The sequence below is a fragment of the Paenibacillus pini JCM 16418 genome, assembly GCF_000576305.1.
GTDB lineage: Bacteria > Bacillota > Bacilli > Paenibacillales > Paenibacillaceae > Paenibacillus_AQ > Paenibacillus_AQ pini.
The window spans coordinates 37660-64091 of the sequence record NZ_BAVZ01000012.1; the positions used below are offsets into that span (position 1 = coordinate 37660).

The 26432-nt window shown below is 42.9% G+C and carries 27 protein-coding genes and 1 pseudogene; 14 read left to right on the forward strand and 14 right to left on the reverse strand.

What is annotated here, in order from left to right:
* The first annotated feature begins 127 nt into the window (after positions 1-127).
* Positions 128-1663 carry a SulP family inorganic anion transporter gene (locus JCM16418_RS16235; RefSeq protein WP_081765478.1) on the forward strand — a complete coding sequence of 512 codons (1536 nt, stop codon included), beginning with the start codon at positions 128-130 and terminating at the stop codon, positions 1661-1663.
* A gap of 73 nt (positions 1664-1736) precedes the next feature.
* Here JCM16418_RS16235 and JCM16418_RS16240 read toward each other — a convergent pair whose 3' ends face one another.
* Both JCM16418_RS16240 and JCM16418_RS16245 read right to left on the reverse strand, forming a co-directional pair.
* Entirely contained in the window at positions 1737-2273 is a 537-nt protein-coding gene (locus tag JCM16418_RS16240; RefSeq protein ID WP_052020414.1) for a GNAT family N-acetyltransferase, read from the reverse strand.
* Between the two features lie 231 nt (positions 2274-2504).
* Entirely contained in the window at positions 2505-2843 is a 339-nt protein-coding gene (locus JCM16418_RS16245) for a L,D-transpeptidase (RefSeq protein WP_036651012.1), read from the reverse strand.
* A 120-nt stretch (positions 2844-2963) separates the two neighbouring features.
* Here JCM16418_RS16245 and JCM16418_RS26410 point away from each other — a divergent pair, with 120 nt between their 5' ends.
* The 3 genes from JCM16418_RS26410 (at position 2964) to JCM16418_RS16255 (ending at position 6068) form a co-directional block, all read left to right on the forward strand.
* Positions 2964-3722: a polysaccharide deacetylase family protein gene (locus JCM16418_RS26410; RefSeq protein ID WP_148298834.1), complete on the forward strand. Its 759-nt coding sequence runs from the start codon at positions 2964-2966 to the stop codon at positions 3720-3722.
* On the forward strand, positions 3698-3970 hold the full coding sequence (locus JCM16418_RS26415; RefSeq protein WP_158442441.1) for a polysaccharide deacetylase family protein: 273 nt from the start codon (positions 3698-3700) through the stop codon (positions 3968-3970). The genes JCM16418_RS26410 and JCM16418_RS26415 overlap by 25 nt, the downstream gene beginning before the upstream one ends.
* Before the next feature lie 577 nt (positions 3971-4547).
* On the forward strand, positions 4548-6068 hold the full coding sequence (locus JCM16418_RS16255; RefSeq protein WP_036651013.1) for an HD-GYP domain-containing protein: 1521 nt from the start codon (positions 4548-4550) through the stop codon (positions 6066-6068).
* A 192-nt stretch (positions 6069-6260) separates the two neighbouring features.
* Here the strand turns inward: JCM16418_RS16255 and JCM16418_RS23885 are convergent, their stop codons facing one another.
* Together JCM16418_RS23885 and JCM16418_RS16260 are read right to left on the reverse strand one after the other, a co-directional pair.
* Positions 6261-6623 (reverse strand): copper amine oxidase N-terminal domain-containing protein, encoded by a 363-nt coding sequence (locus JCM16418_RS23885; RefSeq protein WP_081765479.1) that lies wholly within the window; start codon positions 6621-6623, stop codon positions 6261-6263.
* Positions 6620-7834, reverse strand: coding sequence for a hypothetical protein (locus JCM16418_RS16260; protein ID WP_052020418.1), 1215 nt, complete (start codon positions 7832-7834; stop codon positions 6620-6622). The genes JCM16418_RS23885 and JCM16418_RS16260 overlap by 4 nt, the downstream gene beginning before the upstream one ends.
* A gap of 190 nt (positions 7835-8024) precedes the next feature.
* Between JCM16418_RS16260 and JCM16418_RS16265 the strand changes: the two genes are divergently transcribed.
* The 3 genes from JCM16418_RS16265 to JCM16418_RS16275 all read left to right on the forward strand — a co-directional run bounded on the left by JCM16418_RS16265 (position 8025) and on the right by JCM16418_RS16275 (position 9906).
* Positions 8025-8606, forward strand: a complete 582-nt coding sequence (locus JCM16418_RS16265; protein ID WP_036651015.1) for an RNA polymerase sigma factor — start codon at positions 8025-8027, stop codon at positions 8604-8606.
* Positions 8599-9591, forward strand: a complete 993-nt coding sequence (locus JCM16418_RS16270; protein ID WP_036651017.1) for an anti-sigma factor domain-containing protein — start codon at positions 8599-8601, stop codon at positions 9589-9591. The genes JCM16418_RS16265 and JCM16418_RS16270 overlap by 8 nt, the downstream gene beginning before the upstream one ends.
* Before the next feature lie 96 nt (positions 9592-9687).
* Entirely contained in the window at positions 9688-9906 is a 219-nt protein-coding gene (locus JCM16418_RS16275) for a hypothetical protein (RefSeq protein WP_036651020.1), read from the forward strand.
* A 19-nt stretch (positions 9907-9925) separates the two neighbouring features.
* Here JCM16418_RS16275 and JCM16418_RS16280 read toward each other — a convergent pair whose 3' ends face one another.
* From JCM16418_RS16280 to JCM16418_RS16305, 6 genes and pseudogenes are all read right to left on the reverse strand, one after another.
* The gene (locus tag JCM16418_RS16280; protein ID WP_036651023.1) at positions 9926-11068 is read right to left on the reverse strand and encodes an ABC transporter permease; all 1143 of its coding nucleotides are present in this window, start codon (positions 11066-11068) and stop codon (positions 9926-9928) included.
* A 45-nt stretch (positions 11069-11113) separates the two neighbouring features.
* Positions 11114-12088, reverse strand: a complete 975-nt coding sequence (locus JCM16418_RS16285; protein ID WP_081765481.1) for an ABC transporter ATP-binding protein — start codon at positions 12086-12088, stop codon at positions 11114-11116.
* Between the two features lie 12 nt (positions 12089-12100).
* Positions 12101-12889 (reverse strand): ABC-2 transporter permease, encoded by a 789-nt coding sequence (locus JCM16418_RS16290; RefSeq protein WP_036651026.1) that lies wholly within the window; start codon positions 12887-12889, stop codon positions 12101-12103.
* Positions 12886-13598, reverse strand: a pseudogene (locus JCM16418_RS26700) (ATP-binding cassette domain-containing protein). Before JCM16418_RS26700 ends, JCM16418_RS16290 begins: the two are co-directional and overlap by 4 nt.
* Complete coding sequence (locus JCM16418_RS16300) at positions 13595-14002, reverse strand: GntR family transcriptional regulator (RefSeq protein WP_036651028.1); 408 nt, start codon at positions 14000-14002, stop codon at positions 13595-13597. Before JCM16418_RS16300 ends, JCM16418_RS26700 begins: the two are co-directional and overlap by 4 nt.
* 205 nt (positions 14003-14207) lie before the next feature.
* Positions 14208-15557: an MATE family efflux transporter gene (locus JCM16418_RS16305; RefSeq protein WP_036651031.1), complete on the reverse strand. Its 1350-nt coding sequence runs from the start codon at positions 15555-15557 to the stop codon at positions 14208-14210.
* Between the two features lie 284 nt (positions 15558-15841).
* Here JCM16418_RS16305 and JCM16418_RS16310 point away from each other — a divergent pair, with 284 nt between their 5' ends.
* The 4 genes from JCM16418_RS16310 (at position 15842) to JCM16418_RS16325 (ending at position 18785) form a co-directional block, all read left to right on the forward strand.
* Complete coding sequence (locus JCM16418_RS16310; RefSeq protein ID WP_036651034.1) at positions 15842-16051, forward strand: CsbD family protein; 210 nt, start codon at positions 15842-15844, stop codon at positions 16049-16051.
* 163 nt (positions 16052-16214) lie between these two features.
* A complete protein-coding gene (locus JCM16418_RS16315) occupies positions 16215-17627 on the forward strand; it encodes an ATP-binding protein (protein ID WP_036651037.1) in 1413 nt (470 codons plus the stop codon).
* 35 nt (positions 17628-17662) lie between these two features.
* Complete coding sequence (locus tag JCM16418_RS16320) at positions 17663-18331, forward strand: oxidoreductase (RefSeq protein ID WP_036651155.1); 669 nt, start codon at positions 17663-17665, stop codon at positions 18329-18331.
* Positions 18332-18404: 73 nt separating this feature from the next.
* Positions 18405-18785 carry a RidA family protein gene (locus JCM16418_RS16325; RefSeq protein ID WP_036651039.1) on the forward strand — a complete coding sequence of 127 codons (381 nt, stop codon included), beginning with the start codon at positions 18405-18407 and terminating at the stop codon, positions 18783-18785.
* Between the two features lie 89 nt (positions 18786-18874).
* Here the strand turns inward: JCM16418_RS16325 and JCM16418_RS16330 are convergent, their stop codons facing one another.
* Positions 18875-19633: a TspO/MBR family protein gene (locus JCM16418_RS16330; RefSeq protein ID WP_036651042.1), complete on the reverse strand. Its 759-nt coding sequence runs from the start codon at positions 19631-19633 to the stop codon at positions 18875-18877.
* 172 nt (positions 19634-19805) lie between these two features.
* Between JCM16418_RS16330 and JCM16418_RS16335 the strand changes: the two genes are divergently transcribed.
* Genes JCM16418_RS16335 through JCM16418_RS16345 form a run of 3 tightly spaced genes read left to right on the forward strand, consistent with a single transcriptional unit; the run spans position 19806 to position 22825 of the window.
* Positions 19806-20687: a carbohydrate ABC transporter permease gene (locus JCM16418_RS16335; protein ID WP_036651045.1), complete on the forward strand. Its 882-nt coding sequence runs from the start codon at positions 19806-19808 to the stop codon at positions 20685-20687.
* Positions 20687-21523, forward strand: coding sequence for a carbohydrate ABC transporter permease (locus JCM16418_RS16340; RefSeq protein WP_036651048.1), 837 nt, complete (start codon positions 20687-20689; stop codon positions 21521-21523). The genes JCM16418_RS16335 and JCM16418_RS16340 overlap by 1 nt, the downstream gene beginning before the upstream one ends.
* A gap of 30 nt (positions 21524-21553) precedes the next feature.
* Entirely contained in the window at positions 21554-22825 is a 1272-nt protein-coding gene (locus JCM16418_RS16345) for an ABC transporter substrate-binding protein (protein WP_036651052.1), read from the forward strand.
* A 61-nt stretch (positions 22826-22886) separates the two neighbouring features.
* On the opposite strand, the gene JCM16418_RS26705 is transcribed toward JCM16418_RS16345, so the two are convergent.
* The 3 genes from JCM16418_RS26705 to JCM16418_RS16355 are packed head-to-tail and all read right to left on the reverse strand — an operon-like array spanning position 22887 to position 26309.
* A complete protein-coding gene (locus tag JCM16418_RS26705) occupies positions 22887-23279 on the reverse strand; it encodes a helix-turn-helix domain-containing protein (protein WP_306304797.1) in 393 nt (130 codons plus the stop codon).
* A 28-nt stretch (positions 23280-23307) separates the two neighbouring features.
* Entirely contained in the window at positions 23308-24504 is a 1197-nt protein-coding gene (locus JCM16418_RS16350) for a response regulator (protein WP_148298836.1), read from the reverse strand.
* Positions 24501-26309, reverse strand: a complete 1809-nt coding sequence (locus JCM16418_RS16355) for a cache domain-containing sensor histidine kinase (RefSeq protein ID WP_036651055.1) — start codon at positions 26307-26309, stop codon at positions 24501-24503. The genes JCM16418_RS16350 and JCM16418_RS16355 overlap by 4 nt, the downstream gene beginning before the upstream one ends.
* Positions 26310-26432: the final 123 nt, after the last annotated feature.

Below are 26432 nucleotides of genomic sequence, written 5' to 3' on the forward strand. Positions count from 1 at the left end.
GAAGAGATAAGGTGATTAAATATTAAATTCATGAATATTCAGCCGTATGAACTCGAATTTCGTAGATAACGTAATAATATATCGCTTACATTCGGCTTTGGAGATCCACTGACCTTAGATATAATAGATGAAGCAAATCATCGGACCCGGCAATCCTGAGAGTGGGGCGCCTAATTTAAACAACATCATAGGAGGAGTCACAGCTTTGTTTTTACAGTGGATACAGCAAGGTTTTTTTACGAATGTCAGAAAAGATTTGTTATCGGGGTTGACCGTAGCGTTCGCCCTGATTCCAGAGGCTATTGCCTTTTCAATTATGGCTGGGGTAGATCCCATGGTCGGTTTGTACGCATCCTTTGTCATGGCAGTCAGTATTTCCTTCTTCGGTGGTCGTCCAGGTATGATTTCTGCGGCGACAGGAGCGATGGCCTCTTTAATGGGGCCTTTAATTGCAAAATACGGTATCGAATATTTATTCGCTGCCACCATACTCACCGGAATCATTCAATGGATACTTGGTGCAATTAAGTTTGGGCGGTTCATTACCTTTGTCCCTCATTCGGTCATGGTCGGATTCGTAAATGCGCTCGCCATCATTGTTTTTATGGCTCAGCTTCCTAATTTCAAAGGTGCTTCAATGGAAATGTATTTAATGGTGGCAGGTACACTACTGATTGTATACTTCTTTCCAATGCTTACGAAGGTAATACCTTCTGCTTTGATTGCGATTGTCGTGATGACGATCATCTCTATGATTACCCATGCAGATGTTCGTACTGTGGGAGATATGGGTGCGATTACGCAGTCGTTGCCATCATTTCATCTGCCGGGAGTTCCATTTACTGTGCATATGATTTTAACCGTGCTTCCATTCTCATTGGCGCTCGCGATTGTTGGGATTACGGAATCCCTTCTGACTGCTACGGTCGTGGATGAAATGACAGATACGGGCAGTGATAAGAATCGAGAAATTAAGGGTCAAGGCATTTCAAATATTATAAATGGTTTCTTCGGTGGGATGGCAGGTTGCGCGATGATCGGGCAGACCGTTATTAACGTCAGATCAGGTGGGCGTACAAGACTATCAACCTTTATATCGGGAGCATTTCTGCTGTTTCTTATCATTGTGCTTGGAGATGTCGTGAAGCAAATTCCAATGGCCGCACTGGTGGGAGTTATGTTTGTTGTAGCGATTGGTACGTTTGACTGGACATCATTGCGTACATTAACTAAAGCTCCTCGAAGTGATACCGTTGTGATGATCCTAACTGTCATTATCGTTGTCGCGACATCGAATTTGGCGCTAGGTGTTGTTACAGGCGTTGTTCTAAGTGCTCTGAATTTTGGATGGAAAATGGCGCGGATTCACATATCTACAGAACTTGCTTCTGACGATCAGATTGTGTACAGCGTCGAGGGGCCTTTGTATTTCGGTACAGCCTCACATTTCACCCATCGGTTTGATTGTCAACAAGATCCGAATCGGGTCATCATCGACTTCTCGAAGTCGCATTTATGGGATCACTCAGCTATGGCCGCCTTACTGAAAGTCATTGATAAGTATGAGGTTTTAGATAAAAAGGTTACTTTAACAGGAATTAATCAGGAGAGTAAGCAGATGATGGACAAGATGGGGATGGATATTACGATTCAAACTAAATAAAACGAAGAAGGCTTCCGCCTCCCGGCGGGAGCCTTCTATATGTATTACCTGTAATCATAGGCATTTACTAATGTCAGACCAATCTCTCATACGTGTTGAATCCATTTGGCGTGGTTTCGATAAGAGTAAATCCATTGCGAAGGTATAACGCATTCAATTTCTCATGACCTGCAATGCAATCTAGCCGGATTCGATCTTTTCCCGCGAATTGAATGCCTGTAAGCGCCCACTGAAGAATATCGCTCCCTAGATCCTGTCCTGCGTAGTCTCGATGAATTGCAAGACGATGCAAATAGACGGAGGATTCATGTCCGTCTTCTCCCCAAAGCTTACGATCCCATGCATTCGCTCGGGGCTGAAGAATGACTACACCCACGTTGATCATCATTCTGTCTGAAGATAAACACTTCCCTGCGAGAAATACCGCCAGCAATATCATGCTTATCTTCTCCCAAGAGGATCTCATTCCACTGGTCGAGCCGATGCTCTTAAGCCATGTCGCCGTTTGCAAGAGAAGCCCGTTCACTGCTTCGTGGTCATCATGCACCGCCATTGCGGCTGTTATTTCCTGATTCAGATGTGTATTGGTAATCACGAATGGTTCAGCCATGTAAAGATCCTCCTCTGATATCGATGTAAGAAACGTATGTAACTATTGTAAAGAGGCTTGTCCAAGAAGGCAATCCAGCGTTTGTGGAGGTAGATAAATTGAAAAAAAGATATTTATCGATTACGATAACATTCTACATCATATACATAATGAAAGTGCACCGTTGACAGTATGTAGCAATCCTTGCCTCACCCGGCAAGAATTGTGTAATGCAGATGGAGTGTTAAATCATTAAGGTCGAATCGTGACCTCTGTTCCGACGGGAACTAGTGCGGATAGAGCCAGAACATCCTTATTCTGCATTCGGATACATCCATGTGATACTTCATGTCCGATAGAGGATGGATCATTGGTGCCATGTATGCCGTAATGAGGTTTGGATAATCCCATCCACAGGGCTCCAAAGGGCCCGCCTGGATTTAGCTGCTTGTTAATGATTTTATAATCTCCTGTTGGTGTGACCGTTAGCATTTTGCCAATGCCCACAGGGTAAGAATGAACCACTTGTTCACCATCAAGTAAATATAAAGTGCGGTCTGACAGATCCACGATAATCCGGTAGTTAGGCATCAAAATTCCCCCTTGCTACCAAGTTATGTATAACAGTGGAAGAAAGCCTCTATTTTGTTATTTAAATTTGTTTATACAGATCATTGTACGTTTCTTTACGTTGTATCCTGGAGGTAAAGTATGAAATTCAACATGTCCAATAAAAAGCTGATACTGAGCTGTTGTTTTGGAATCATCACCCTGATCGGCATTATTTTCACTTGGACCCAAGGTCCATATGTATATCATCCAGCTAAAACGAAGGCAGATCTTCATGATAAATCAGATAAAAATCCAAAGCTGGTTCATGGCTTCTTTTCAACTAAACCTACACCTGATGGTGTTTATTATCGCAACAAAGTTATCGTTCTGATGTATCATGATGTATCCGCTAATCCAATCAATAATAAGAGTTTGGACGTTACTGTATTTCAAAAACAGCTTGATTCGATGAAAAATAACAATTTTCATTGGATTACGATGGAGCAGTATGCCAATTTCATTACGAAACATGCTCCTGTACCGGATAATGCGGTATTAATGACATTTGACGATGGGTATGAATCCTTTTACAAGTACGCATTCCCGTTGTTGCAGAAATATCAAGTTCCAGCGACAAACTTCCTGATCGTATCAACCATCGGCAACAAAAACCATATCGGGATTAAGAAATTAAACTGGGATGAAGTGAAGGCCATGCATAAAAGTGGCATTGATTTCTATAATCACACCTATGATTCACATAAATATGATTGGGTCCTTATACCTGGTAAGCGAAAAGCTATGCTAGCACCGTTACTGATGGGTCCCATTGATGATGTCAAATATAATCGGCATGAAAGCAGCAACAGTATGTTCGGCGCATTACTAACGATTTGGGTAGAGCTAATAACATATTAAATAAAAAGCTCGGTAATCATCGAAACATTGTGGCTTTTCCATATGGTGGTTTCTCCAAGCCAGTTATGGATGTATGCAAGCAGCTAGGTATTCAGGTAACCTTTACTGTGAAAAAGGGGATTAACGCACCCGGCGAGACTAATGGGTTCCGGGTAAATGCTGGGGGTACAGATAATGATCCAGATGTACTCATTGAGTATATGAAACGCGGGGCAACCACAATGAATATGTCCAACTTGCTAAAATAAATTATAGATACGAATCAGATTGGAAAATCCCCGTGAAGCTCTTAAGAGCTTCACGGGGATTATGTTGTGGGCGCTTGTTGCGCTGTATATTTAACCCCTGCCAGCCCATCGTTAATGGCTGCAGCCGGTTCCTTTAGTGATCTCATAGTTAGTGTCAGAATAATGACTTCTAAAACAACAAAAGCCCTACCTCTCTTTTGTCCTTGCGGCTCCAATGACCGCGCCAGCGTGAATCAGATAAAAATGTCTTTGTAAACTCATACTTCGTTTGGGTTAATCAAAATAGGAATTTAAAACTTCAGTGAGAGTGAAGAGTTATTCTTAATGCGGGGAACGATAAAAGGGGTTAAATAAACATTATGATTATACTATATCACAAATATCGCCAAATAACAAATCTGCTACATGCTCAATGGAGTATCTTCGCATTCTTCAAAAAGCCATCATATGAAAAGTCCGGGATCTGAAATGGAGTGAAAAGTGAATAAATCAGGTTTTATGTCATAATTTCATTGGACTCGACCGATAAAATAGGAGGGTTGATCTAGGTCATTTTACACAAAGGTAGGCTTTAACTATGGATAGTGAACAGCAGCGAAGACGTAAAGCGTTGTATCAATTATTTTTGAAGAAGTTACTACGAAACTATATTGTAGGTTCTATGTTCGCTGTGCTGGTCGTGGGAAGTGCGATTGTTCTAACGACTCTCGAAGTTCCTGGCCCTGAGTATAAACGTATGATGTACATTCTACTTGTATCCTTAGCAGTAATGCTTGTGACGGAACTCATCGTCTTTTTTGTACATATTAAGCCGATACGAAAGGGTCTACTCGAACCTGAAGGTGGGTTTGATGTTCTGGAAAAGGCTTATTTGCAAACGCATAAGCTGCCTATGTTAGCGATATATCGCATCCTCGGTCCGCATCTGCTTGGACTTATGGTGCCTGCGGTAGGCATGACACTATGGATGCTGCATGTAGGGCTGCTGACGTTCCCTCCATTTTATCTGACCATTGCGGTTTTGGGAGCCATATTAGTAGCTAGCATGCATGCGATGATCGATTTTTTCTTGACTACACTTACCATTCGTCCGCTGATACAGGAATTTAAAAAACAAACGGAGGAGCGGTATAGGGTTGAATTAGATTTGGATGGACATGTATTTATGTCGATTCGACCCAAATTTCTAGTAAGTGCTATGCTGATCGGTTCTTCTCCGTTGTTGCTTTTCAGTCTGGCAGCTCAGCTTCGGCTCCGAAGTTTAGATCATGATATCATTCAGAACTATTGGAGTTGGGCGGGGCTCATTCTTGTCATTGATCTTAGTTTCGCTTACGCGGGCGCAAGGTTGATCACTCAGAATGTAGAGGAGCCCATTGGGAAGTTATATGATGCCATGAACGAGATTAGAGAAGGACGACTCGTCCTGATTCAGAATGAATATTCGGATGAGTTTTCTAAACTAGTAGCGGGCTTTAATATGATGGTTAGGGCTTTGCAGAACCGTGAAGTGCAAAGCCTCACGATGCTTGAAAGTTATTTTGTAACACTGGCTACTGCGTTGGATGCAAGAGACGCTTATACAGCGGGTCATTCTACACGCGTGGCGGAGTATTCCGAGCTCATCGGTCGTTTATCAGGGATGGCGGATGAACAAATCAATGTGATTCGTAAATCTGCACTGCTGCATGATATCGGCAAAATAGGGATTAGAGATACGGTTCTACTCAAGGATGGACGGCTAACGGATGAGGAATTTGATCAAATTAAGGCCCATCCCGCACTTGGGGAAAATATTTTGATGCAGATTGAACCCAAGGATGCTATGGCTCCCCTATTGCCAGGAGTGCGCTCTCACCATGAGCGATATGATGGTAAGGGATACCCGGATGGTTTGGCTGGGGAAGACATTCCTTTGCTGGGCCGAATTATTGCTGTAGCAGATGCTTATGACGCCATGACTTCCGATCGTCCCTACCGTAGAGGAATGGATTGCACTAAAGCGTTATCGATTCTGGAAGAAGGAAGAGGGAAGCAGTGGGACCCTATGTTTGCGAAGGTATTTGTGGATCATATGCGGAAACGTTTGGCGAATTAGATCTGGTGCATGTAAAGATAAATGTAATGAATAATATATCGAATTAAATAAAAAAGCTTCCGCATCGATGCGGAAGCTTTTTTTTACAAAGAGAGAATGTATCGATTTCTTAGTGAGACATGTGATCCATTGACATTCCGGACATGTCAGACATTGTAGTCGAAGCGGCACTTGCCGGTGCCATCATTTTTGTTAAAGTAATCGTTGTTTTATCTTGCCCCAAGCCACATTCCAACCTAGAAGCTCAGTGATGAAGCGAAGTGGTACTTCGGTACGGCCATTTTTTATAAATACAGTTGCTCCAACTTTCTTGTTCATACCATTCAATTGCATTGTGTCTTTACCAATCCAGAAAGCCAGTTTGTCGTCGCCAGCCATAATCCAAGTTGTTTTGGTTGCATTGTCATACTTAACTTCTGCACCAATACCTTCAGCTAGGTAACGTACAGGGATAAACGTGCTGCCGTTTTTAATCATAGGAGCTACATCCATCATCATTTTGTTACCGTTCACTGTAATCGTTTTGCTACCAAGTTGCATCATCACTGTACTCATTTGAGGAGTTGTAGGTACAGTAGCGTCGTCGTTGTTGGTTCAAATTTAGCAGGGAACTGTTTTACGATACCTTCAGATAAAGCATCGCCTGTCATAAACATGTGAGCATAAGCTTCACGCTCTAGGGAATATACCGTTTTGTAGTCTTTAGCCACATAGCTGTCAAATGCTTTCAGTAGCTCATTGATATGCATTTTCAAACCTTCAGCAAGATCTTTTTCACTTAAGTTAGGGTTAGCTGTAGCAAAGAATTTAGCTTGAGCAAAACGATATTTTTCAAGGTTATCTACAGCTTTTTGTTTAGCAGTATTGTCTTTAGCAGCTGTAGCTTTCACGTAATCTACAAAGTAACCGATATGAGAAGACCAGATGGTGTTAAACGATTTACCTGCGTCCTGTCCGTAGACAGAAGCAATGGCGTTGGATAAATCATTTGTGTTCATTGTTAATACAGCAGCAGCCTGGTCAAAGTCAGGGGCACCGTCAATTCCTTTTTGCATAGCGAATACTGCAGCAGATGCATGTTCACCAAGTAGTTGACCCAGTGTTTGACGAAGGTCGGAAGCTGGGTTATTCATAATATCACCTGTAAATTTAGCAGGGAATTGTTTAACAATTCCGCCAGCAAGAGCATCACCAGTCATAAGCATGTGAGCATATGCTTCACGCTCGGTTTTATAAACCGTGCTGTAATCTTTAGCTACATAACTATCAAATGCTTTCAATAATTCATTGATATGCATCTTCAGACCATCAGCAAGATCTTTTTCACTTAAGTTAGGGTTAGCTGTAGCAAAGAATTTAGCTTGAGCAAAACGGTACTTTTCAAGGTTATCTACAGCTTTCTGTTTCGCTGCATTATCTTTAGCACTCGTAGCTTTCACATAATCAACAAAGTAGCCGATATGGGAAGACCAGATGGTGTTAAACGATTTACCTGCTTCATCGCCGTATACTGAAGCAATGGCTTTGCTAAGATCAGCCGTGTTCATGTTCAGCGCGTTGGCTGCATCTGTGAAATCACCTTTAGCATCGTAACCTTTTTGCATCGTGTTGATTGCAAGGATGGCATGCTCACCAAGTAGATTGCCTAAGGCTGATCTGAGGTCCGCCGCAGAACCTTTCGTTGTTGGCGCTGCACTTGCGAACGCCGGGATGACTAAGAATACGGCTAGCATTAATGTAAGTATTTTGCTCATATGAGATTTCATGAATAGCACTCTCCTTTTGAGTTTGGATTATTTATCCGCCTGTCTCAGAAGCGGTTATGCTGATGAAACGCAGGAAGTTTAGTTTTGGATCACAATCATTTTTAAAAAAATAAAAATAAAAAAAAGTCATCCTCTTCAAAGGTTCTTGCGAACGTTATAATAGAGGGAGATCACGGAAAGGGGCCCTCGAATGAAAGAACTCATAGAGGATAGCCAGATTATGACGCGGATTCGGGAAAGAGATCAGATGGCGCTTGAGCAGCTTTATGACCGCTATGAGCGGGTCGTGTATTCTTTTGCCTACCGAATTGTAAATGATGCCATGGCTGCCGAGGAAGTAGTGCAGGAATTGTTCCTGCGGATTTGGAACTATGGTGAGAGATATGAGGCTAACCAGGGAAAATTAACAACATGGATGTTCGTTATTACACGAAATATAGCTGTTGACATGCTACGGCGCAAATCGGTTAGAGATAAAGATGCTCCGATCGAGACCGAAGTTCTACAGCAGTTCACGGATGAAACGGCGGATACCGCGCAGGAAGTGGAGCGTAGAGCTGAAAGTGAAGAAATGAAGCAAGCTTTAAATGTACTTAGTGTTGATCAGAAGCATGTGATTGAATTGATTTATTATCAGGGACTGACACAGCAAGAGGTAGCAGAGAAGCATGGCATTCCGCTGGGGACCGTAAAGAGCCGTGTGAGACTAGCAATGAAACAGCTTAAAAGGCGACTGACGGATGCGGGAAGGAGGGAACACGTCCATGAATGAGAGAGAGAATGAACGTTGTGACTGGGCAGAAATGTACGCAATCGGCGGACTGGATCCAGCGGAGACAGCTGAATTTGAAGAACATCTACAAACTTGCGCCGCTTGCCAAGAATTAGTGCAAGAGCTTCGCGAAGTGGTAGGACTGCTTCCCTTAGCTGTCGAAGATGTGCAGCCGCCAGAAGGTATGAAGGCACGTATATTGGGAAGCGTGTTGGCTAATAGCACTATGCCTGAAATAGATGGAACACAAGGGATGTCTGAGCATCAAACATTAGCTGATCAAGGTGAAAGCCTACGGATCATAGAGCATGATAAGGCTCAGGAATCCGTGAATAACGCTGATCCGAGGTTGGGTAAGGTAAATGAAGCGAACGCGCAAGCAGAGGCTGAACGCGGAACGATCTCTTTCAAGCGAGAATCAGAGCAGCCGAATGGTGCCTGGATTCCGGCTCGCAATGATACGCGGCGCGGTAGTCTGCTCTTGTGGCGCACAGTGAGCATAGGGCTGGCAGCAGCCATAGCGGGGCTGGCGATGTATACAACCCAGCTACAGCGGGATGTGAATGGACTGCATAATCAGCTGGCGATATCTGATGAACGAGCAGGACTACTGAATAACCAGTTGAGTGCCATGAAGCAGCCTGCACAGGGACTAAAAGCTGACGAGGCAGTGCAGCTAAGTCCAACGACGAAAGACATTGTTGCGCAGGGTCTTGCGACCGTCGTTATTGATGATAAAGGGACTCATTTGGTTGTTCAGGCAGAGAAACTGCCGGAGCTTAAGGGTAATGAGGCCTTTCAGGTTTGGTTGATTAAAGGGGATGTTAAGCTAAATGCCGGAACCTTTGTCGCGAACAAGAAGGGTACAGGAGCTGTATACTATACCTTCGATCCAGATGAGTATGATACTGTAGCGATTACACTTGAACCCGATGCCAAGGGGCAGCAGCCAAGAGGAACGGTCATACTAGCAGGTTCTATATAATGTAATTGAAATCCCTCGACACGCATGACATTCGTGCATATCGAGGGATTTTCTCTTCACAAACGCTTCCTATTTGTTATAGTTTGGAGCTGCACAATGTCCAAAGCTATTTGGATTAAAGACATGAGGGATGCTCAGTATCGCGTTATTAACGATTATTGCTCTGGCGGAGCTAACATAAAGGATACGTTTGAATTAAAAAAGGTTGAACAGCATCGTGGCTGTTCAACCTTTTTAGTCTGTCTGAAGCGTAAATCGACCGCATTTATGAGGCTGGATTGGATTCAAATTACTTTTTATCAGATGACCCATTAGCATTTAAGTTTTGGATTTGTTAGTTAACCGCTGAGCGCAGGAATGCGGGCAGTCGTACAAGCGCGATGATGAGTCCTATGAGTCCAAATACGAGTAGGATCAGCGCGGGTCCCCATATATCATTAATATGTGCTCCATGAGCTATGATGTTCTGGAGAGAATTTTGAGCCCAGAATTGGGGCAAGAAGTGTCCAATATTTTGAATGAACTTAGGCATGAGGTATGAAGGTACCCACAGTCCGCCAATTAGAGCTCCACCTGTTGAGATGAGCTGAGTAATGACCATAGCAGCACCTTCGCCAGGCACGATAAAAGCAAGACCGAGTCCAATTCCAGTTCCAGCTATGCTGAGACAGAGGATGACGGCTCCAAGTGCGAATAAGTCACCGAGCTGGAGTCCATATACGAAATGGCCAAAGGCGAATAATACTACACACTGAGCGATGACGGTTAGTACGAAGGGGATCCACATCCCGATTAAATATTGCAATGGTTTCACGTTGGTACTGCGTACACGGGATAGCAGTCCTGTTTTCTTCTCATCGAAAAAGCGCCGTGCCATTGTAATCATAATAAAGAAGACAAACATAACGGTCATACCTGGAACCACCTGATCAATTGCGTCGAAGTGATCGGCACTTGTGGGGATATGCTGGATGCGAATAGGAGAGGCCAGCGTAGCTTCGACCTGAGCCTTGGAATCACCGTTTGCAAGAAGCGTTTTACTCAGCTTTTGTTCACGATACTCACTGGAGATACCCGAAAGTATGGCCTGTATAGGAGCAAGATCTGTTTTAGCAGAGGGGTCTTCATGGAGCTGTACATCGGCAGCTTTGCCTTGTTGCATCCCTGCGCCGAAGCCTTGCGGGATGACAAGCACGGAGGAGAACTGTCCACGTTTGATTTTATCAAGCTCATCATTCAAACTCGCGGCTGGGCTTTCTTTGACGTCCATTATGTTGTCTATTTGCTGGATGAACGACTTAGAAGCTGTACTTTGATCTTGATCGATCACGTGAATCGAGATAGCGGAGCTATCCGAAGAACCCCCCATAATGGAGCCAAACATAACTATAAATAGGATCGGCATGAGCAGCAGGAAGATGAAGCTTCGCCGATCTTTACGGATCAGCTTTAACTCTTTGATAATGATGGCTTTCATATTCGAAATTCTCCCCTTAACAAATGATTATATTAGGATTGCAGATTAATCACGTAGTTGTGTCCCTGTTACACGAAGGAATACATGCTCAAGTGAAGGTCTGACAACGGTAAGCTGCTTTACATCCCAGCTATGAGTAGAGGCCAACTGGAGTAAATGCTGCATGACTGAATTCATACGTTCGGTTTCCAGCACCCATCCAGACCCTTCTTTACGTGTAGAGGTTACATGCTCAAGTGGAGGCAGTTCTTGAAGACCGTTCACTTCTAGATAAATTGCATTGTCTCCGTAACGATCAAGTAACTCTCCCAGTGGACCCATGGCTTTAATCATACCTTGATCCATAATGGCCACCTCGTCACATAGCACTTCAACCTCTTCCATGTAGTGCGTGGAGTAGATGATGGTTACGCCTTCGCGGTTTAATTCACGAATCATTTCAAAAATATGATTTCTCGACTGAGGATCAATACCGACCGTCGGTTCATCCAGAATAAGCAGTTTGGGACGGTGAAGCAGGGCGGCGGCGATATTGATACGCCGCTTCATTCCACCTGAGAAGGTGCTAATCTCATCCTTGGCCCGATCTAAGAGGCCAGTCTGTGTGAGGACTTCTTGAATGCGCTGCTTCAGTTCTTTTCCACGAACGCCATACGTCTGTCCGAAGAATTCCAGATTGTCATAGGCGCTCAGCTTCTCGTATAGTGTGATTTCTTGAGGTACGTATCCAATATATTTGGAGACAGCGTCAGCATCTGTAGTTAATTCCTGTCCGAATAGCTTTACGCTACCGCTGTCTGCCTTGATTATACCAGTCAATATTTTCATAGTCGTCGATTTGCCAGCTCCATTAGGTCCAAGAAAGCCAAAGGAAGTTCCGGCCTTTAGTGAGAATGTTACATCTTGCAGTGCCTGCTTCTTAGCATAGGTTTTACGCAAATGAGAAACTTCTAATATGGTTTCAATCGGAGCAGAAGCGAATTGTAACGTGGAACTTGCTTTCGGTGTTGTCTCAATCATTGAACATTCCTCCTATAAAGATAATTTTTCTTGAAATAGATAGGCTGTGAGCCGAATGACGAAATAGGTGACCAGCCAACTGATGAGCATGCTTAAAGGGACAGCCCAATGGTAGGGGAATAGAACGGCCATATGCGGCTGAGACCCGTTGGAAAGGTCTAAACTACCTTCAGATAAGAAATTGTCGTTATTGTAAAAGAGAATACTGAAACTACTCATGAACACAATCCATAGGACCGGAGTGAGTGGGCGAAGAGTACTATGCATAACACTATTCATTATTAGGCCAAGTGAAATTAGAATAGGACTGAATCCGATCATAATACTAAGCCAGTTCAGGCCGGTAATGATGAATGAAGCGGCATCGGAAAGGGTGTAATTGCTAAGGATAAGTGACAATAAGAAAATATAGACCGTTCCTATAACAAATACAGCCGAAATTACAATTAATACTTTAATCCATGTGCCGAGCCATTTGGCTCCAATGAGATGTAAACGTGAATAAGGTAGAGTAAGCCACCATCCGTAAGTTTCGTTCTCCCATTCTCGCTTGATACTACCGAATCCTAGGAAAAAAACAATGTAGGGAAATCCCAATGTGGCCAGCCATATCCGGTCAAGTGGAAAGGTTTCTCGAACCGCGAAATAGGTTGTGGCTCCCAAAGCTGCTATGACCAACAATAGACAGTATGCCAGCCACCAAGCTCTGCTCATTTTCGTTCGATTCTTTTTTCTCCAACTGCCCTTATTTTTGAATTCATGAAGAGTAAGCGCCCAGAAAGTACTTCGGGTAGCATTCATTTGTTCCACTCCTTTGCATACATCGTCCGGAAGACGTCACGCAGCGACCCGTATTCCGAACGTAGATCATCCATGTCTCCAGACCATATTGCGTGTCCCTTCTTTAACATGACAGTGTAATCGAATAATCCTTCAACCTCCGTAATGTCATGCGTACTAATGAGAAGAGATTGCTCACGATCCTCTAGGTAGTCGATAATTCCGGAAATAATCGCTTCTCTGGACATGACATCAATTCCAGCAAACGGTTCATCCAGAATAATAAGTGGGATATCACGAGCAAGACAAAGGATCAAGAGAACCCGGGCTTCTTGCCCGCGGCTCATTCCGCCAATTTTCATTTCAAGCTCCACATCCATGTTGTTAGCTAGATGATGAGCGCGTTCCATTGAAAAGCCAGGCAGAAAGGATTGTCCCCACTCAAAAGCCTGCTGCGTCGTATGGCTTGGATACCAGCGTGCCCGATCAGGTAAGTAGCAATGCCTTGATTGGTTTGCCAGCCTGGTGTTCTACCGAGAACTTGAAGCTGCCCCTTATCCGGTTTAACCAGTCCCGTTAGTGCCCGGAAGAACGTTGATTTGCCACAACCGTTGGGCCCAAGAATACCCGTAATGCGGCCCGCAGGAATGGTAAAGTTCAGCTGATCCAGAGCATTTACTTTGTTATATCGTTTCGTCACTTGGTCGCAGACGATGATGGGGGAAGTCATGTTTGTGGGCCTCCTTGTTCTGAATTACTCTTTTGGCTAACATATTGCTGAATATCAGACCAAGAAAGTCCGAGACTTTTCATCTGCTCCATAAAGTTATCAATATATCTAGCTGCTAAATCTGCACGAAAGGACTGAACTCGTTCCGGTGAAGATGTAACATACGTTCCTTGACCGCGGCGTTTCTCTGTCAATCCGTCGCGTTCGAGCTCCTGATAGGCCCGCATAACGGTGTTTGGATTCATTTTCAGTAATTGCGCTAGTTCTCGTACAGAAGGCATTTTATCTCCCAAAGCGATCTCTCCTTTTGCAATTGAGCTTCTTACCTGATCTATGACTTGTTCATACAACGGTTGACTGAAATCGATATTGAACCGCAAAGAGCCAACCTGTTGATCTTCCATATGGCGTACCTCCTAACTTGCAAATGGCAAAGTCATTTCTTTGTGGTGACTATAGTGTATTATATCACTTAATACACTTAATGCAACTACGTTTTTCCTTATTAGTCACAAAAATTTTTAAAAAAAGAATAAAAAGGTCCGGAAACCACTACCCTATAAGGGTTAAATGGCTTCTGGACCTTGTAATATGATAGCATTCGTTGCTTTAGCGAAGGGCATTCTCACGTTTGTTTTTATAGCGTATATAGATGAAGATTGCTGCAGTCACTAAGAATTCAGAGATTGGAATCGATAACCAAATCCCATTCGTACCCATGATATAAGGAAGCGTAAACAGAAAGATCACCATTAAAATAATTTCACGCGAGAATGTAATATAGATCGCTACTCTGACTTGTTCAGTGGCTTGGAAGTAGGTCATCATGACAAAATTGATACCCATAAACATGTAGGCGATAAAGAAAATACGGATTCCCATCACAGCTAGAGATCTTACTTCAGCTGTGAACTCACCAAAGACGGAGACGATGGCATTTGCACCGATCAATCCTGCGATAAAGACAGCTACGCCTGTTACGAAGGCTGTAATCACGGCAAGACGGATCGTTTGCAGTTCGTGCAAACGCAGCTTCGCACCGCGGTAATAGCTAATCAATGGTTGGATAGCACTACCCATACCAAGGAAGAGCATAAGCATTACACTATGCGCATAGTTCAGCACAGAGAAGGCAGCGACGCCAGCCGTTCCGGCCCAAGCGACAAGTGCTAAATTATAGCCTATTGTAAACACAGACAAGCCGACTTCGGATATAAAGCTTGGAAATCCGATCGTGAGTGTTTCCCAGCTCAGCTTCCATGAGAAACGAGGGTTCACGAACTTGAGCGAGTTATCTTTGCGCAAGAAATGGGGGAACAATACGATGGCTCCAACAAGGGTAGCCGCAACTGTAGCTAAGGCTGATCCCTGAGCCCCCATATGGAGCGGGAACAGGAATACATAGTTAAGAATGATATTGAGCACCGCAGAAACAATCATGGAGATCATCGCCAGATTCGGATTGCCGTCATTACGTACGAATAGGCTAAGCGAGCTCTGAATGGTTATGATAAAACCGTATGTGATTAATACGGTCATATAATCAAGCACATAAGGTAGTGTATCGCTGTTTGCTCCAAGCCCATAGGCTAGTGGCACGCGGAATATATAAGCTATGGCTGCTATAATTAGTGTGAGTACAAAGATAAGCACGAGCGAGTGGGTAAAGATCCGCTGCGCATGCTTATACGCCTTGGCCCCGATCGATTGTGAGAACAGGGTCGCCCCTCCGATTCCAATCCATAGAGACATTGCAAAGAATACGGAGAAAACGGGGGAGGCTATATTAATGCCTGCTAAGGCTAGTGCTCCCAATCGATGGCCTACGAAAATTCCGTCAATAACTACATTGACTGACATCATAAGCATCCCAATCAGGGACGGAATTAAATAACGGATAAATACCTTGGCTACAAAATCGGATTCCATAGACTGAAGTGAAACATTCTCTTGATTCATGATGCCCTCCAACATTTGTGGAAACGTAGATTATGACAGCGAATAATTCAATGCGTGAATACATGCACAGATTTAAGACAACCTTATATACTGAACGTTCGTTCTAAAATATAAATGTAGTATACCCTGATCATTAAACGAATTCAATGAATTGGGCGAGATCAGGCAAGGTATTTGTTCCCATACTACTCTAGATTCATATGTAGCAGGTGCGGGTAATAAAAGAGCATAGAGGAATTGCTTATTGAAGCTAATTCTTAACAACGTAAAGGAGCTGATAGATCATGGATAGCAACGTATTCAAAGGAAAGTGGAACCAAGTCAAAGGTGATGCCAAGAAGCAGTGGGGCAAATTAACCGATGATGATCTGGATGTCATTGACGGTGAGAAGGATAAGCTGGTGGGCAAACTACAAGAACGTTATGGTCACACCAAGGATGCGGCTGAAGCCGAGTATCATTCATGGAGCCGCAAACATAGCGATGATGTTTAGAGCATCATGAATTAAATTAATATGATATTGAATCATAGAAGAGCTCATTGAAACCATTAGATATGGTACTTTGGGCTCTTTTTTATTTGTCATGGCTGATTAACTTGTGACATTCGTGATATGATACTGTTATGTACAAATGTTCAGAGCAGGAGTTGGTTGGGTGGGATTTCTTAAAATTTTCCTGAGTAATACTGCGGTACTAATTACCGTAGCATACCTCGCAAATTTGTTCTATAAGTATGTATTAAGCCGCACCTCATCCTCAGTTAAATACATAAGTTCGGTGCTTCTTATTATTTTTTGTGGATGGCTCAGCATGTTTTTTGGGTATCAAGTCCATGATGCAGTCATATTTGATCTTCGGTATATCCCATTAATAATAGCTACGGTTGCCTATTCAGAGCCATTGATTCTAATTGTGATTGGGGCAGGAATTGGTTTGTCGCGCTTAACCTTCGGTGTAAATGAGGCGGCCATAGCAGGAACGCTGAATTTAGTTATATTGGGGTTTGTAGCTGCAGCACTTAGTTATTGGATGCGTCACAAATCTTTTGGTCTTTTGAAGCAAGGCCTGATATCCATCCTAGTTATTAATATTTTTAACTCCATTAACATTACGCTCCTGGGCGTGATTCCATACCGTATCTATATTTTTGATATTATGCCTGTAACACTTCCGCTAAGCCTGGTACTCAGTCTTATTTTCTCGCTCATTCTTCGTGACTTTCAATTGGAGCGAAACCGGTTGGTTCAAATAAAATATAGTAATGTCTTGTTATCAGCACAGGCAGATGAGCTTCACAAAGCCAAAATGGTGCTGGAGGAGCGTGCCCGCGATTTAATGCTATCCTCACAATATAAGACGGATTTCTTAGCCAATATGTCTCATGAGCTGCGTACACCGCTCAATGGTATCATTAATTTTGCTCAACTCATTAGCGAACATGATAGTACTCGTACGAAGGAAGAGTTAATTGAGTATGGCGATATTATTTATCAATCAGGTCAGGATTTGTTAACCATTATCAATGACATTTTGGACTTGTCCAAGGTTGAAGCGGGTAAGCTGGAAATTGTCAACGAAGAGATGAATATTAGTGAGATTCCGCAGATTGCCTTTATGCATTTTGAGATGACTTCGAAGAAGGACGCTGTAGAATTTGAAGTGAAGATGGACGAACATTTGCCATTAACCTTTTATACAGATCCTGTGCGTGTTCAGCAAATACTCAGAAATTTGTTGTCCAATGCGTTTAAGTTTACCCATTCAGGTAAGGTTACACTTGATATTCGCACTGAGGATGGTCCAGATCCGGGAGATCTGCAGGAGTGGATTATATTTTCAGTGAAAGATACAGGGATTGGTATCTCAGAATCTCAACAACAATCTATATTTGAAGCCTTTCAGCAGGCTGATGGATCGATTAACCGTAAATATGGAGGTACTGGACTAGGACTATCCATTAGTAGAGATCTTTCGCGGTTATTGGGTGGATTTATCAGACTTGAAAGTGAACTCGGCGTAGGAAGTTGCTTCAAGCTTTATTTACCACTGAGCCAAGAGGATGCATAATACGTATGTATAGATTACAGGAAGCAGGTGGTTGCATGGGTTATCAAGCGTTGGTACTTGGTGCTACTGGTCTCGTGGGTGAACAGGTTGTTCACGAGCTGCTAGAGCATGACGCATATAGCTGCGTGAAAGTGCTTGTTCGCCGCCCACTGGAGATTTCGCATCCGAAGCTTCTTCAACAGATCGCAGATTGGGACAGGTTGGATGAGCAGGAGGCTTTTTTTGAAGGGGTAGAGGACGTATTTTGCTGCCTTGGAACTACCATTCGTAAAGCGGGTTCGAGAGAGAATTTCCGCCGTGTCGATTTTGAGTACCCGCTTGCTGCTGCAAGGTTGGCACAGAAGCAAGGAGTACGCCAATTTCTTATTGTCACGGCGATGGGGGCGAATGCTTCATCCCGCATATTTTATAACCGTACCAAGGGAGAAATCGAGGACGCACTAACAATAGCTGGTTTGAAGGGACTGCACTTGTTTAGACCTTCCATGCTATTAGGTTATCGTCCAAAGAAGCGTTTTGTCGAAGACTTAGGCGGGCGAATGATGAAGGTTTTGGACCCGATTATGACGGGGAGCGCGGCGAAATATAAGGCTATTCCAGCAGAAACGGTTGCTAGAGCCATGGTTAATATTGCCCTTACTTGTGTTCCTGGAGTACATGTATATCCAAATGATGTTATTCATGCACTAGGTGCGCCAGCATAGGCAAGTATTGCTAATATGGCTACCTCTGATTACAATTGGTACAGATCGAAGACTGAGGAAAGGGTGATCTATTATGAGTAAACAAGTGATTTCAACAACGTCTGCACCAGGAGCGATTGGGCCTTATAGTCAGGCTGTTTGTATTGGAGATCTTATTTTTGCATCTGGGCAATTGGGATTGAATCCAGAAACGATGGAGTTTGGTAATGGCGTTCAGGAACAGACACATCTGGCATTAAACAATGTGAAGGCTATTCTGGAAGCTGCGGGTGCTGGGTTGGATCAAGTGGTCAAAACGACTGTGTTTCTGAAAGATATGAATGATTTTGCAGCCGTGAATGAAATTTACAGCACGTACTTCACGGAACCTTATCCGGCACGCAGCGCAGTAGAAGTTGCTCGCTTACCTAAAGATGGCCTGGTTGAAATTGAAACGATTGCTTATCTGAAATAGTTGATAATGAAATAAATCATACGATAAAACAGGGTGACCGAGAGCCAGATATGGCATGGACGGTCACCCTGTTTTGTTGCTGCAAATATTTAATCACGATCACGATTGCGGATGAAGAAGAGCCAAATGAGATAGATAAACAGGAATCCTGCCGCAATCAAAGCGGTTATAAAGACGTTGTTCGTATCTTGATGTTTCACCGCAATTGCGATATAAGCCCAAACAAAAACGAGAGGATAAATGCTATCTCTATAAGGAAAGCTGACAAGCACAGCTAACACGGTTCCAACAATCAGCATAATAATAGCCCATGTGGCATCACTAAGGCCAAAGCCATCCCAGTTATTTTTCTCAAGAGCAACTCCAACATTTACGATCGTCGCAACACTAATCCAACCAAGATAGAGGCTAAAAGGAAGCTTCACGAGCCACATTTCACCCAGTGTAGGGTAGTGGATTCGACGAGTTTTCAAATAAAGGACGATAAGCGATATCAAGAGCAATGCCATCACGACAACGGACAGCTCAATGTATAGATATTGCCAAAGTAACAGCCATCCAACGTTTAGCAAACAGCTGATGATAAACCACGGACCTATTGAAAGAACCGAATCTCGGGTCTCGGAAGATCGCTTACTTTGATAAATGATAAATCCTAGAAGCAACAAATATATAAGACCCCAGATCATAAAAGCATATCCGGCTGGTGTTAGCAGCGTAGGATACATATCTGAAATTTCTCCAGTTTGTCTACCTCCAAGGATCGTCGTACTCGCCAATCCATTAATAACGAGTACTGCGATAAATGCAAGTACATTCCACCACTTATAGGGATTTCTTCTAAGCAAATCGATCAGCCTCCTGAACAGATATATGATATATCGTTATGTAAATTAAGGTGTCTTTAAAGATATACCCAATTTTGCCCCAAAAAGAACAGGTGTTGTTTAAGTATGGAAGATTCATTTCATAAATGCGTGGTAATAAAAGGAAAACTTAATCTCACAAGGAGTGAGTAGCGTGAATTCGAAGAAAAAATCGCAACTGCTGCAGCAATGGGTCTTTGTTGGCCCATCAGCCCTATTTTTCCTTATTATCGTCGTTATTCCTTTCCTACTTGGTCTGTACTATTCGTTCACGGATTGGAATGGGGTTTCGAAACATGCAAGTTGGGTTGGTTTTCGTAATTACCTACATATCTTTAGTGAAGACCCAGCCTTTTTAAATGCTTTTTGGTTTACCGTTAAGTTCACGGTATTGGGTGTTGTACTAACAAATATCATCGGTTTTGTGTTTGCCTATCTTCTGACTAGGCCGATTTATTCGCGTAATGCGCTACGTACGATTTTCTTCATGCCGCATGTTATTGGAGGCTTACTGCTGGGCTTTATTTGGCAGTTTATATTCGTGAAAGGGTTCTCATCCATGGGAAGCGCACTGAATTGGTCTTTCTTCAACCTGCCTTGGTTAGGGACAGAGGGGACTGCATTTTGGGCAATCGTTATTGTATTTGTATGGCAAAATGCCGGATATCTGATGGTTATCTATATTTCCTCTCTGAATAATGTTCCTAAAAGTTTGATCGAAGCTGCACAAATGGATGGTGCATCTAGAGGTCAGGTTCTCCGCAAAATTACGATTCCAATGGTAATGCCGGCAGTTACAGTATGTTTATTCTTAGCCATATCATGGTCCTTTAAGCTATTTGATCTGAACTTGTCTTTAACGAAAGGGGGCCCATTTAAATCTACAGAGTCGGTTGCTTTAAATATTTATAATGAAGCATTTAACATCAGTAGATTCGGGATGGGGTCAGCTAAAGCTATTGTATTCTTCATTATTGTAGCCATTATTTCATTTATTCAGGTTAGAGCAACGAAGAGCAAGGAGGTTGAAGTCTGATGGAAACTTCACATCGTAGCCGAGGCAAGTGGATGTTAGCAGAGATCTTTATGATACTGGTTGCTTTGCTATTTCTAGTTCCGTTCTATTTCCTGCTTGTGAATTCAGTCAAATCTTTTGCAGATATTCTTACCGATTCAGCAGGCTTTCCTACCACCTTTGTATGGGACAATTATGTCCAAGCTTGGAAGCTAACTGAATTTCCTCAAGTGTTCTGGAACTCACTTCTTGTAGCAATTGTGAGTAATGTGTTAATTGCGTTAATCAGTTCGATGGCCGCTTATCGCATGGTTCGGCACAACACGATGTTTAACAGTATTCTCTTTAGCGCCTTTGTGGCTGCAATGATTATTCCGTTTCAGTCCATCATGATACCACTCGTTAAAGTTGTAAGCACGATAGGTATCATGGATACCCGGATTGGACTGATTCTGTGCTACTTAGGATTTGGAGCACCACTCTCCGTATTCTTATTTCATGGTTTCGTTAAATCGGTACCCAAAGAAATTGAAGAGGCCGGAAGAGTAGATGGTAGCTCTGCCTATGGCATTTTCTTTCGCATCGTACTCCCATTGATGCAGCCCATCGTCGTGACTGTCATTATTCTTAATGCTTTGTGGATTTGGAATGATTATTTAATGCCGTCGCTGATACTACAGAGTCCAGATCTTAGGACCATTCCGATTGCAACGTATGCTTTCTTTGGACAATTTAAGAAGCAGTGGGATTTGGCGCTTCCCGCGCTGGTGCTCGGGATTACACCAATCGTTATCTTTTTCCTGCTCATGCAAAAATACATTATCGAGGGCATCTCTCAGGGCTCTGTTAAAGGTTAATCCAAATTCATAGAAGGGAGGAAACGAAGGATGAAGAAATGGTTCATATCAAAGCCAGCGATCCGGTTAGCAGCTCTGTTTACATGCTTCACCTTGCTCATAGGTTGTAATAGCAATTCTAATGCCGATGGCAAGAAGACCATTCATATTTTTCAGTTTAAAGTAGAAATTGCTGAAGCTTTGAAGCATGTACAGGCAGAGTATGAGAAGACTCACCCTGGTATAAAACTGGACATTCAGACCGTAGGGGGAGGCAGTGATTATGGTGCATCACTCCGCGCCAAATTTGCAGCTTCCAAAGAGCCGGATATTTTTAATATTGGGGGATACTCCGAGATGAATATGTGGCAGGAATACTTGGAGGACTTGTCTAATGAGCCCTGGGTCAAGGATGTGAAGGATCTGGCTAAGGAGCCCATGACTAAAGATGGGAAGCTGTATGGTCAGCCTATGAATCTAGAAGGATACGGATTTATATACAATAAACAGTTATTCAAAAAAGCTGGGATTGAAGAGCGTCCGGTTACGATTAGCCAGCTTGAGGAAGCCGCCAAGAAGCTGCAAGCCGCGGGCATTACGCCTTTTGCGAATGGATATCAAGAAGCATTTGTACTAGGTAATCATAATATTAATGTCGCTTTTGCGGATCAGAAAGATCCTGCTACATTTATTAACGCGCTGAACGATAAATCGGAGAACTTTACGGACAATCCCGTTATGGGCGAGTGGCTTGACCTACTTAATTTGACACTTAAATATGGAAACAAGAATCCACTGACTACGGATTACAATACGCAAGTTACGATGTTTGCCACGGGTAAGGCTGCAATGATGCAGCAAGGGAACTGGACGCAAGTACAGATTGACGGAATCAACCCGAAGCTTGAACTTGGTATTCTACCAATGCCTATAAATAATGATGCGGATGGGGATAAGCTCTTTGTAGGTGTACCCAATAACTGGGTAGTTAATAAAAATTCTCCAGTCAAGGCAGAAGCCAAGGAATTTCTGAATTGGCTTGTAACCTCGGATACGGGAAGAACGAGTATGACTAAGGATTTTAAATTCATTCCTGCGTTTAAGAGCATCAAGGGAACTGATCAAGATCTGGGCCAGCTCGGTATGGAAGTTCAGAAATATACAGACGAAGGGAAGACGCTGACATGGAATTGGTTCCGGTTTCCTAACGGTATGTCACCTGAGTTTGCTAGTGCGATACAGGCCTATATCGGAGGTAAAGTGGATCAAGAGGGCATGTTTGAACAGTTTCAGCAGAATTGGAACAATTTAAGTGTACGGTAAACATTTGCTTTGACTATTAATGGAGTTAACAATAAGAATAAACGAAAAAAAGGCGATGAGACTAGCTCATCGTCTTTTCTTTACGGTATTCATTAGGTGTACGACCTTCCTGTTTCTTGAATACTTTACTGAAATATTTTTCATCCGGATAACCGACCATTTCGGCAATTTGGGAGATGCGGAGCTGGGGGTTGAGAAGTAACAGCTTGGCTTTCTCGATGCGAATTCGAGCGAGAAAGTCGGAAATGTTAACACTGAATTCTTGCTTGAAACGTCGCGATATATATTCACGGCTGAAGAAAAAGCGTGTAGCCATATCTTGTAGTGAAATATCCTCTGCATAATGCCTCTCAAGATAATGGGCGATATCATGAATAATATGATTCTCCCTTGTATGCTGCTGAGTCAGCATTCTACCCGCTGCAGTCAGCCGTCCCTTATACTGTTCCTCCAAAGGGGAAAAGATAATCGCCCCTGTTCATCTAGAGGAAGTGATTGCGGCATTTCCAGCAGCGCATCCTTATCATGGTCGTTTTTAGTAGCTCTCCAGTCGCCATCCACTGCTTCATCATCCAGTCCCATTCATCATTCCATTGTTTTAGATTATCGGGTGTCACCACTTCAAGTTCATGCACTTGATTCATCCATTTCTGAATAACAGCGCCAATTTGCTCTAGACTGCCACTTAGTGCAGAGGTCCGTAGCTGCTCTTCTATAGAACTCAGACGCAATGGTCGATGAAGTGTATTTGTTGCATTCTCTTTAGTATGCAACCAGATAGAAGGTTCAAGTAGATTTCGCCCCCATAGGTATGCATGTGCTTCTTGATAAGATTTTGCAATCCCTTTGGGAGAAGATTGCTGCGACCCCAATCCAAAATGAACGCGTCGATGGAGCGCAAGATCAATCCCGCCGCGTATTTCTTCAAGAAATGAGGGAATAGGATAGGCTTCCTTCCAGAATAGGAGCACGATTTCCTCTGGATTCTCAAGATGGTGAAATGCGACACCCTTATTACACGATGAAAGAAATTCATTGCATATATTGGTTAGCGTGAAATACAGCAATTGATGCGACAATTTGAATTTATGAATTAACCCCATATCTAACTGTGCCGTACTAATGACGGCTACAGTACATTCATTGATTGATTCAGGAACTCCAAATTCGTCTTGAAGCTGGGCAACAATGACTTCTTGAATACCGTGCCCACTAACGAGATCTGTAAACAGTTTATCAGCATAGTGAGGCTTCATTCGGTTCACTTCAATATTTTTCCTAGTCGCGAGAAGACGTTTCATTTCTTCTTGGTTGATCGTATCAATAGCTTTGCTCAATGCGTCATTTAGGGCACTGGGATCGACCGGCTTTAAGATGTAGTCTATGCCCCCATGACGGATGGCATGGCGCACGAGTTCGAAATCATCGTATCCGCTAATAACAATGATTTTGGTTTGTGGAGAATACCTGCTTATCCATTCCATTAGGGCTGTGCCATCTTTACGCGGCATCCGCATATCTGTCATAACAATGGATGGATTTGCTTCTTCAATGAGCTCGATTGCTGCTTGTCCATCGGTTGCTTCAAGCAGCTCAGTTACACCATGCTGCTCCCAATTGCCAAGCAGTTTAATTGCCTCTCTTACATGAGTTTCGTCATCTACAATGAGTACCTTCATGGCTGCCTTAGCTCCTCTGTAATATGAATCTCAAGTGTAATTTGGACACCATTCGGCTCGATATTATCAATATCAAGCCCGCTAGCCTGTCCGCTATATAATTGCAGGCGCTTTAGTACATTTTGAATTCCGATATGTTCATCACCTTCATTTGTCCACTCGCTTTGAATATTTCCATTTTTCTGCTTCTCCAGTTGCTGCTGCAGCGAAGAGAGTAAATCGGTTTCGATAGAAGCTCCATTGTTGGCTACAACGATTTGCAGCACATGATCATCAATTAATCGACTGATCAAACTTAGTTTACCAGTGCCCTCATTTTGCTGATCCATTCCATGCTTGAAGTAGTTTTCAACGAGTGGCTGTAAAATCATTTTCGGTATGGGTATTTGAAGTGTTTCTGGTTCAAGGTCGATCTCCACATTGAGTTTATCTCCAAATCGTTCCTGCTGTAACTCAAGAAATAGTTGTACATAATCGACTTCATCCTTCAGCGCCACCATCATATCGTTGTTTCGCATGCTGTAGCGCATCATTTTAGCAAGAGAGTTTAGTAAAGAATAGATTCTAGGCACCTTATTCTGTAAAGCCAGTGTTCCAATCGATTGTAGTGCATTGTACAGGAAATGAGGATTAATTTGCGCTTGTAGAGCTTTAAGCTGGTTGGTCTTGTTCGCAAGCTCTAATCGATACTCCCGCAAAATAAGATTGTTAATCGTATCCATCATCTGCCTAAAGCGCATGAACATAATACCTGTTTCATCGCGAGTGTTCCATTCAATATTAACATCAAGCTGCCCAGACTGGATTTGGTTCATATAGCTTGTTAGCTTCTTGATGGGCTCGGTAATCCGAATTGAAATGAACAGGGTACCGATAATAATCAGTAGTAATGCAATGAGTGCTATTGCTGCATTGATTTGGGTTAGCTGGGTAGCCCGTTCATATAAGGTTGCATTCGGTATTCGCTTAATAATAGTCCACTCTGCGTATGGTGTTTTCATTTGTTCATACACATGCATGGCTCCACTGTCTTCAAAAAATCCGCTTATAGACTCTTTGGATATCTGGTCCAATACCACCTGATTGGGAAGCTTCTTACCGATATATTCCGCGTTGCCGGAGTAGATAACCGTATGGCTACGATCGACAATGATTAATTGCTCCTTCTCTTTATCAAATAGCTGATTACAGATGGCAGCAACTGCATCCAGCTTCACGTCCATTGCAAGGACAGCGAGTATTTCCTCGGAAGGAATATTCGTAATCGAACGATGAAAGGTAAACACCATTTTGTCAGAATTTGAAGTTGGGGAGGGTGGAAATCCATAATCATGCCCCTTGTGAGTAGGCTCAATGATTGTCGTTTCCTGCTCATACTTCTGAGTACTGATATAGGGTTCGAGACGATATTCCCGTTTTGGGAAAACGGCTGAAGTGACTAGTGTAGATTGGTTAGATTGCATCGCATGTAAATAAATTTGATCAATATCATTTACGGAACGCTGCATATTTTGAAGTGAAGTAAAGATTTCAGCTACCGCGCGATAATCATCTGGAATTTTCCAAAGATTACGTAAAAAGTTAGCATCAGAATATACCGATAACGTGGACCGATTAAGGTTGTCCAAATAGTTAGCAAGGTTTGTTTTTCCTTGGAATATAAGCTGTTTATTTTCCTGTAGCGCCTGCTTTCTAATGGTTTCTTTGGTATGGATGTACGTAATGCTGATGGAGAGAATTAAAGGAATTATGGTTGCAACTAGCATGAATTGAATCAAATTATAACGAATGCTCCGGAATTTCATATTAGGTCCACCTCTATTGGATGTATGACGGATTTCATATCAATATATTACTCCTAATGGTTCACGATCTTCCGTGTTTATGCAATAACAAATTCCGCATAATTTAACTATACACATTCAAAG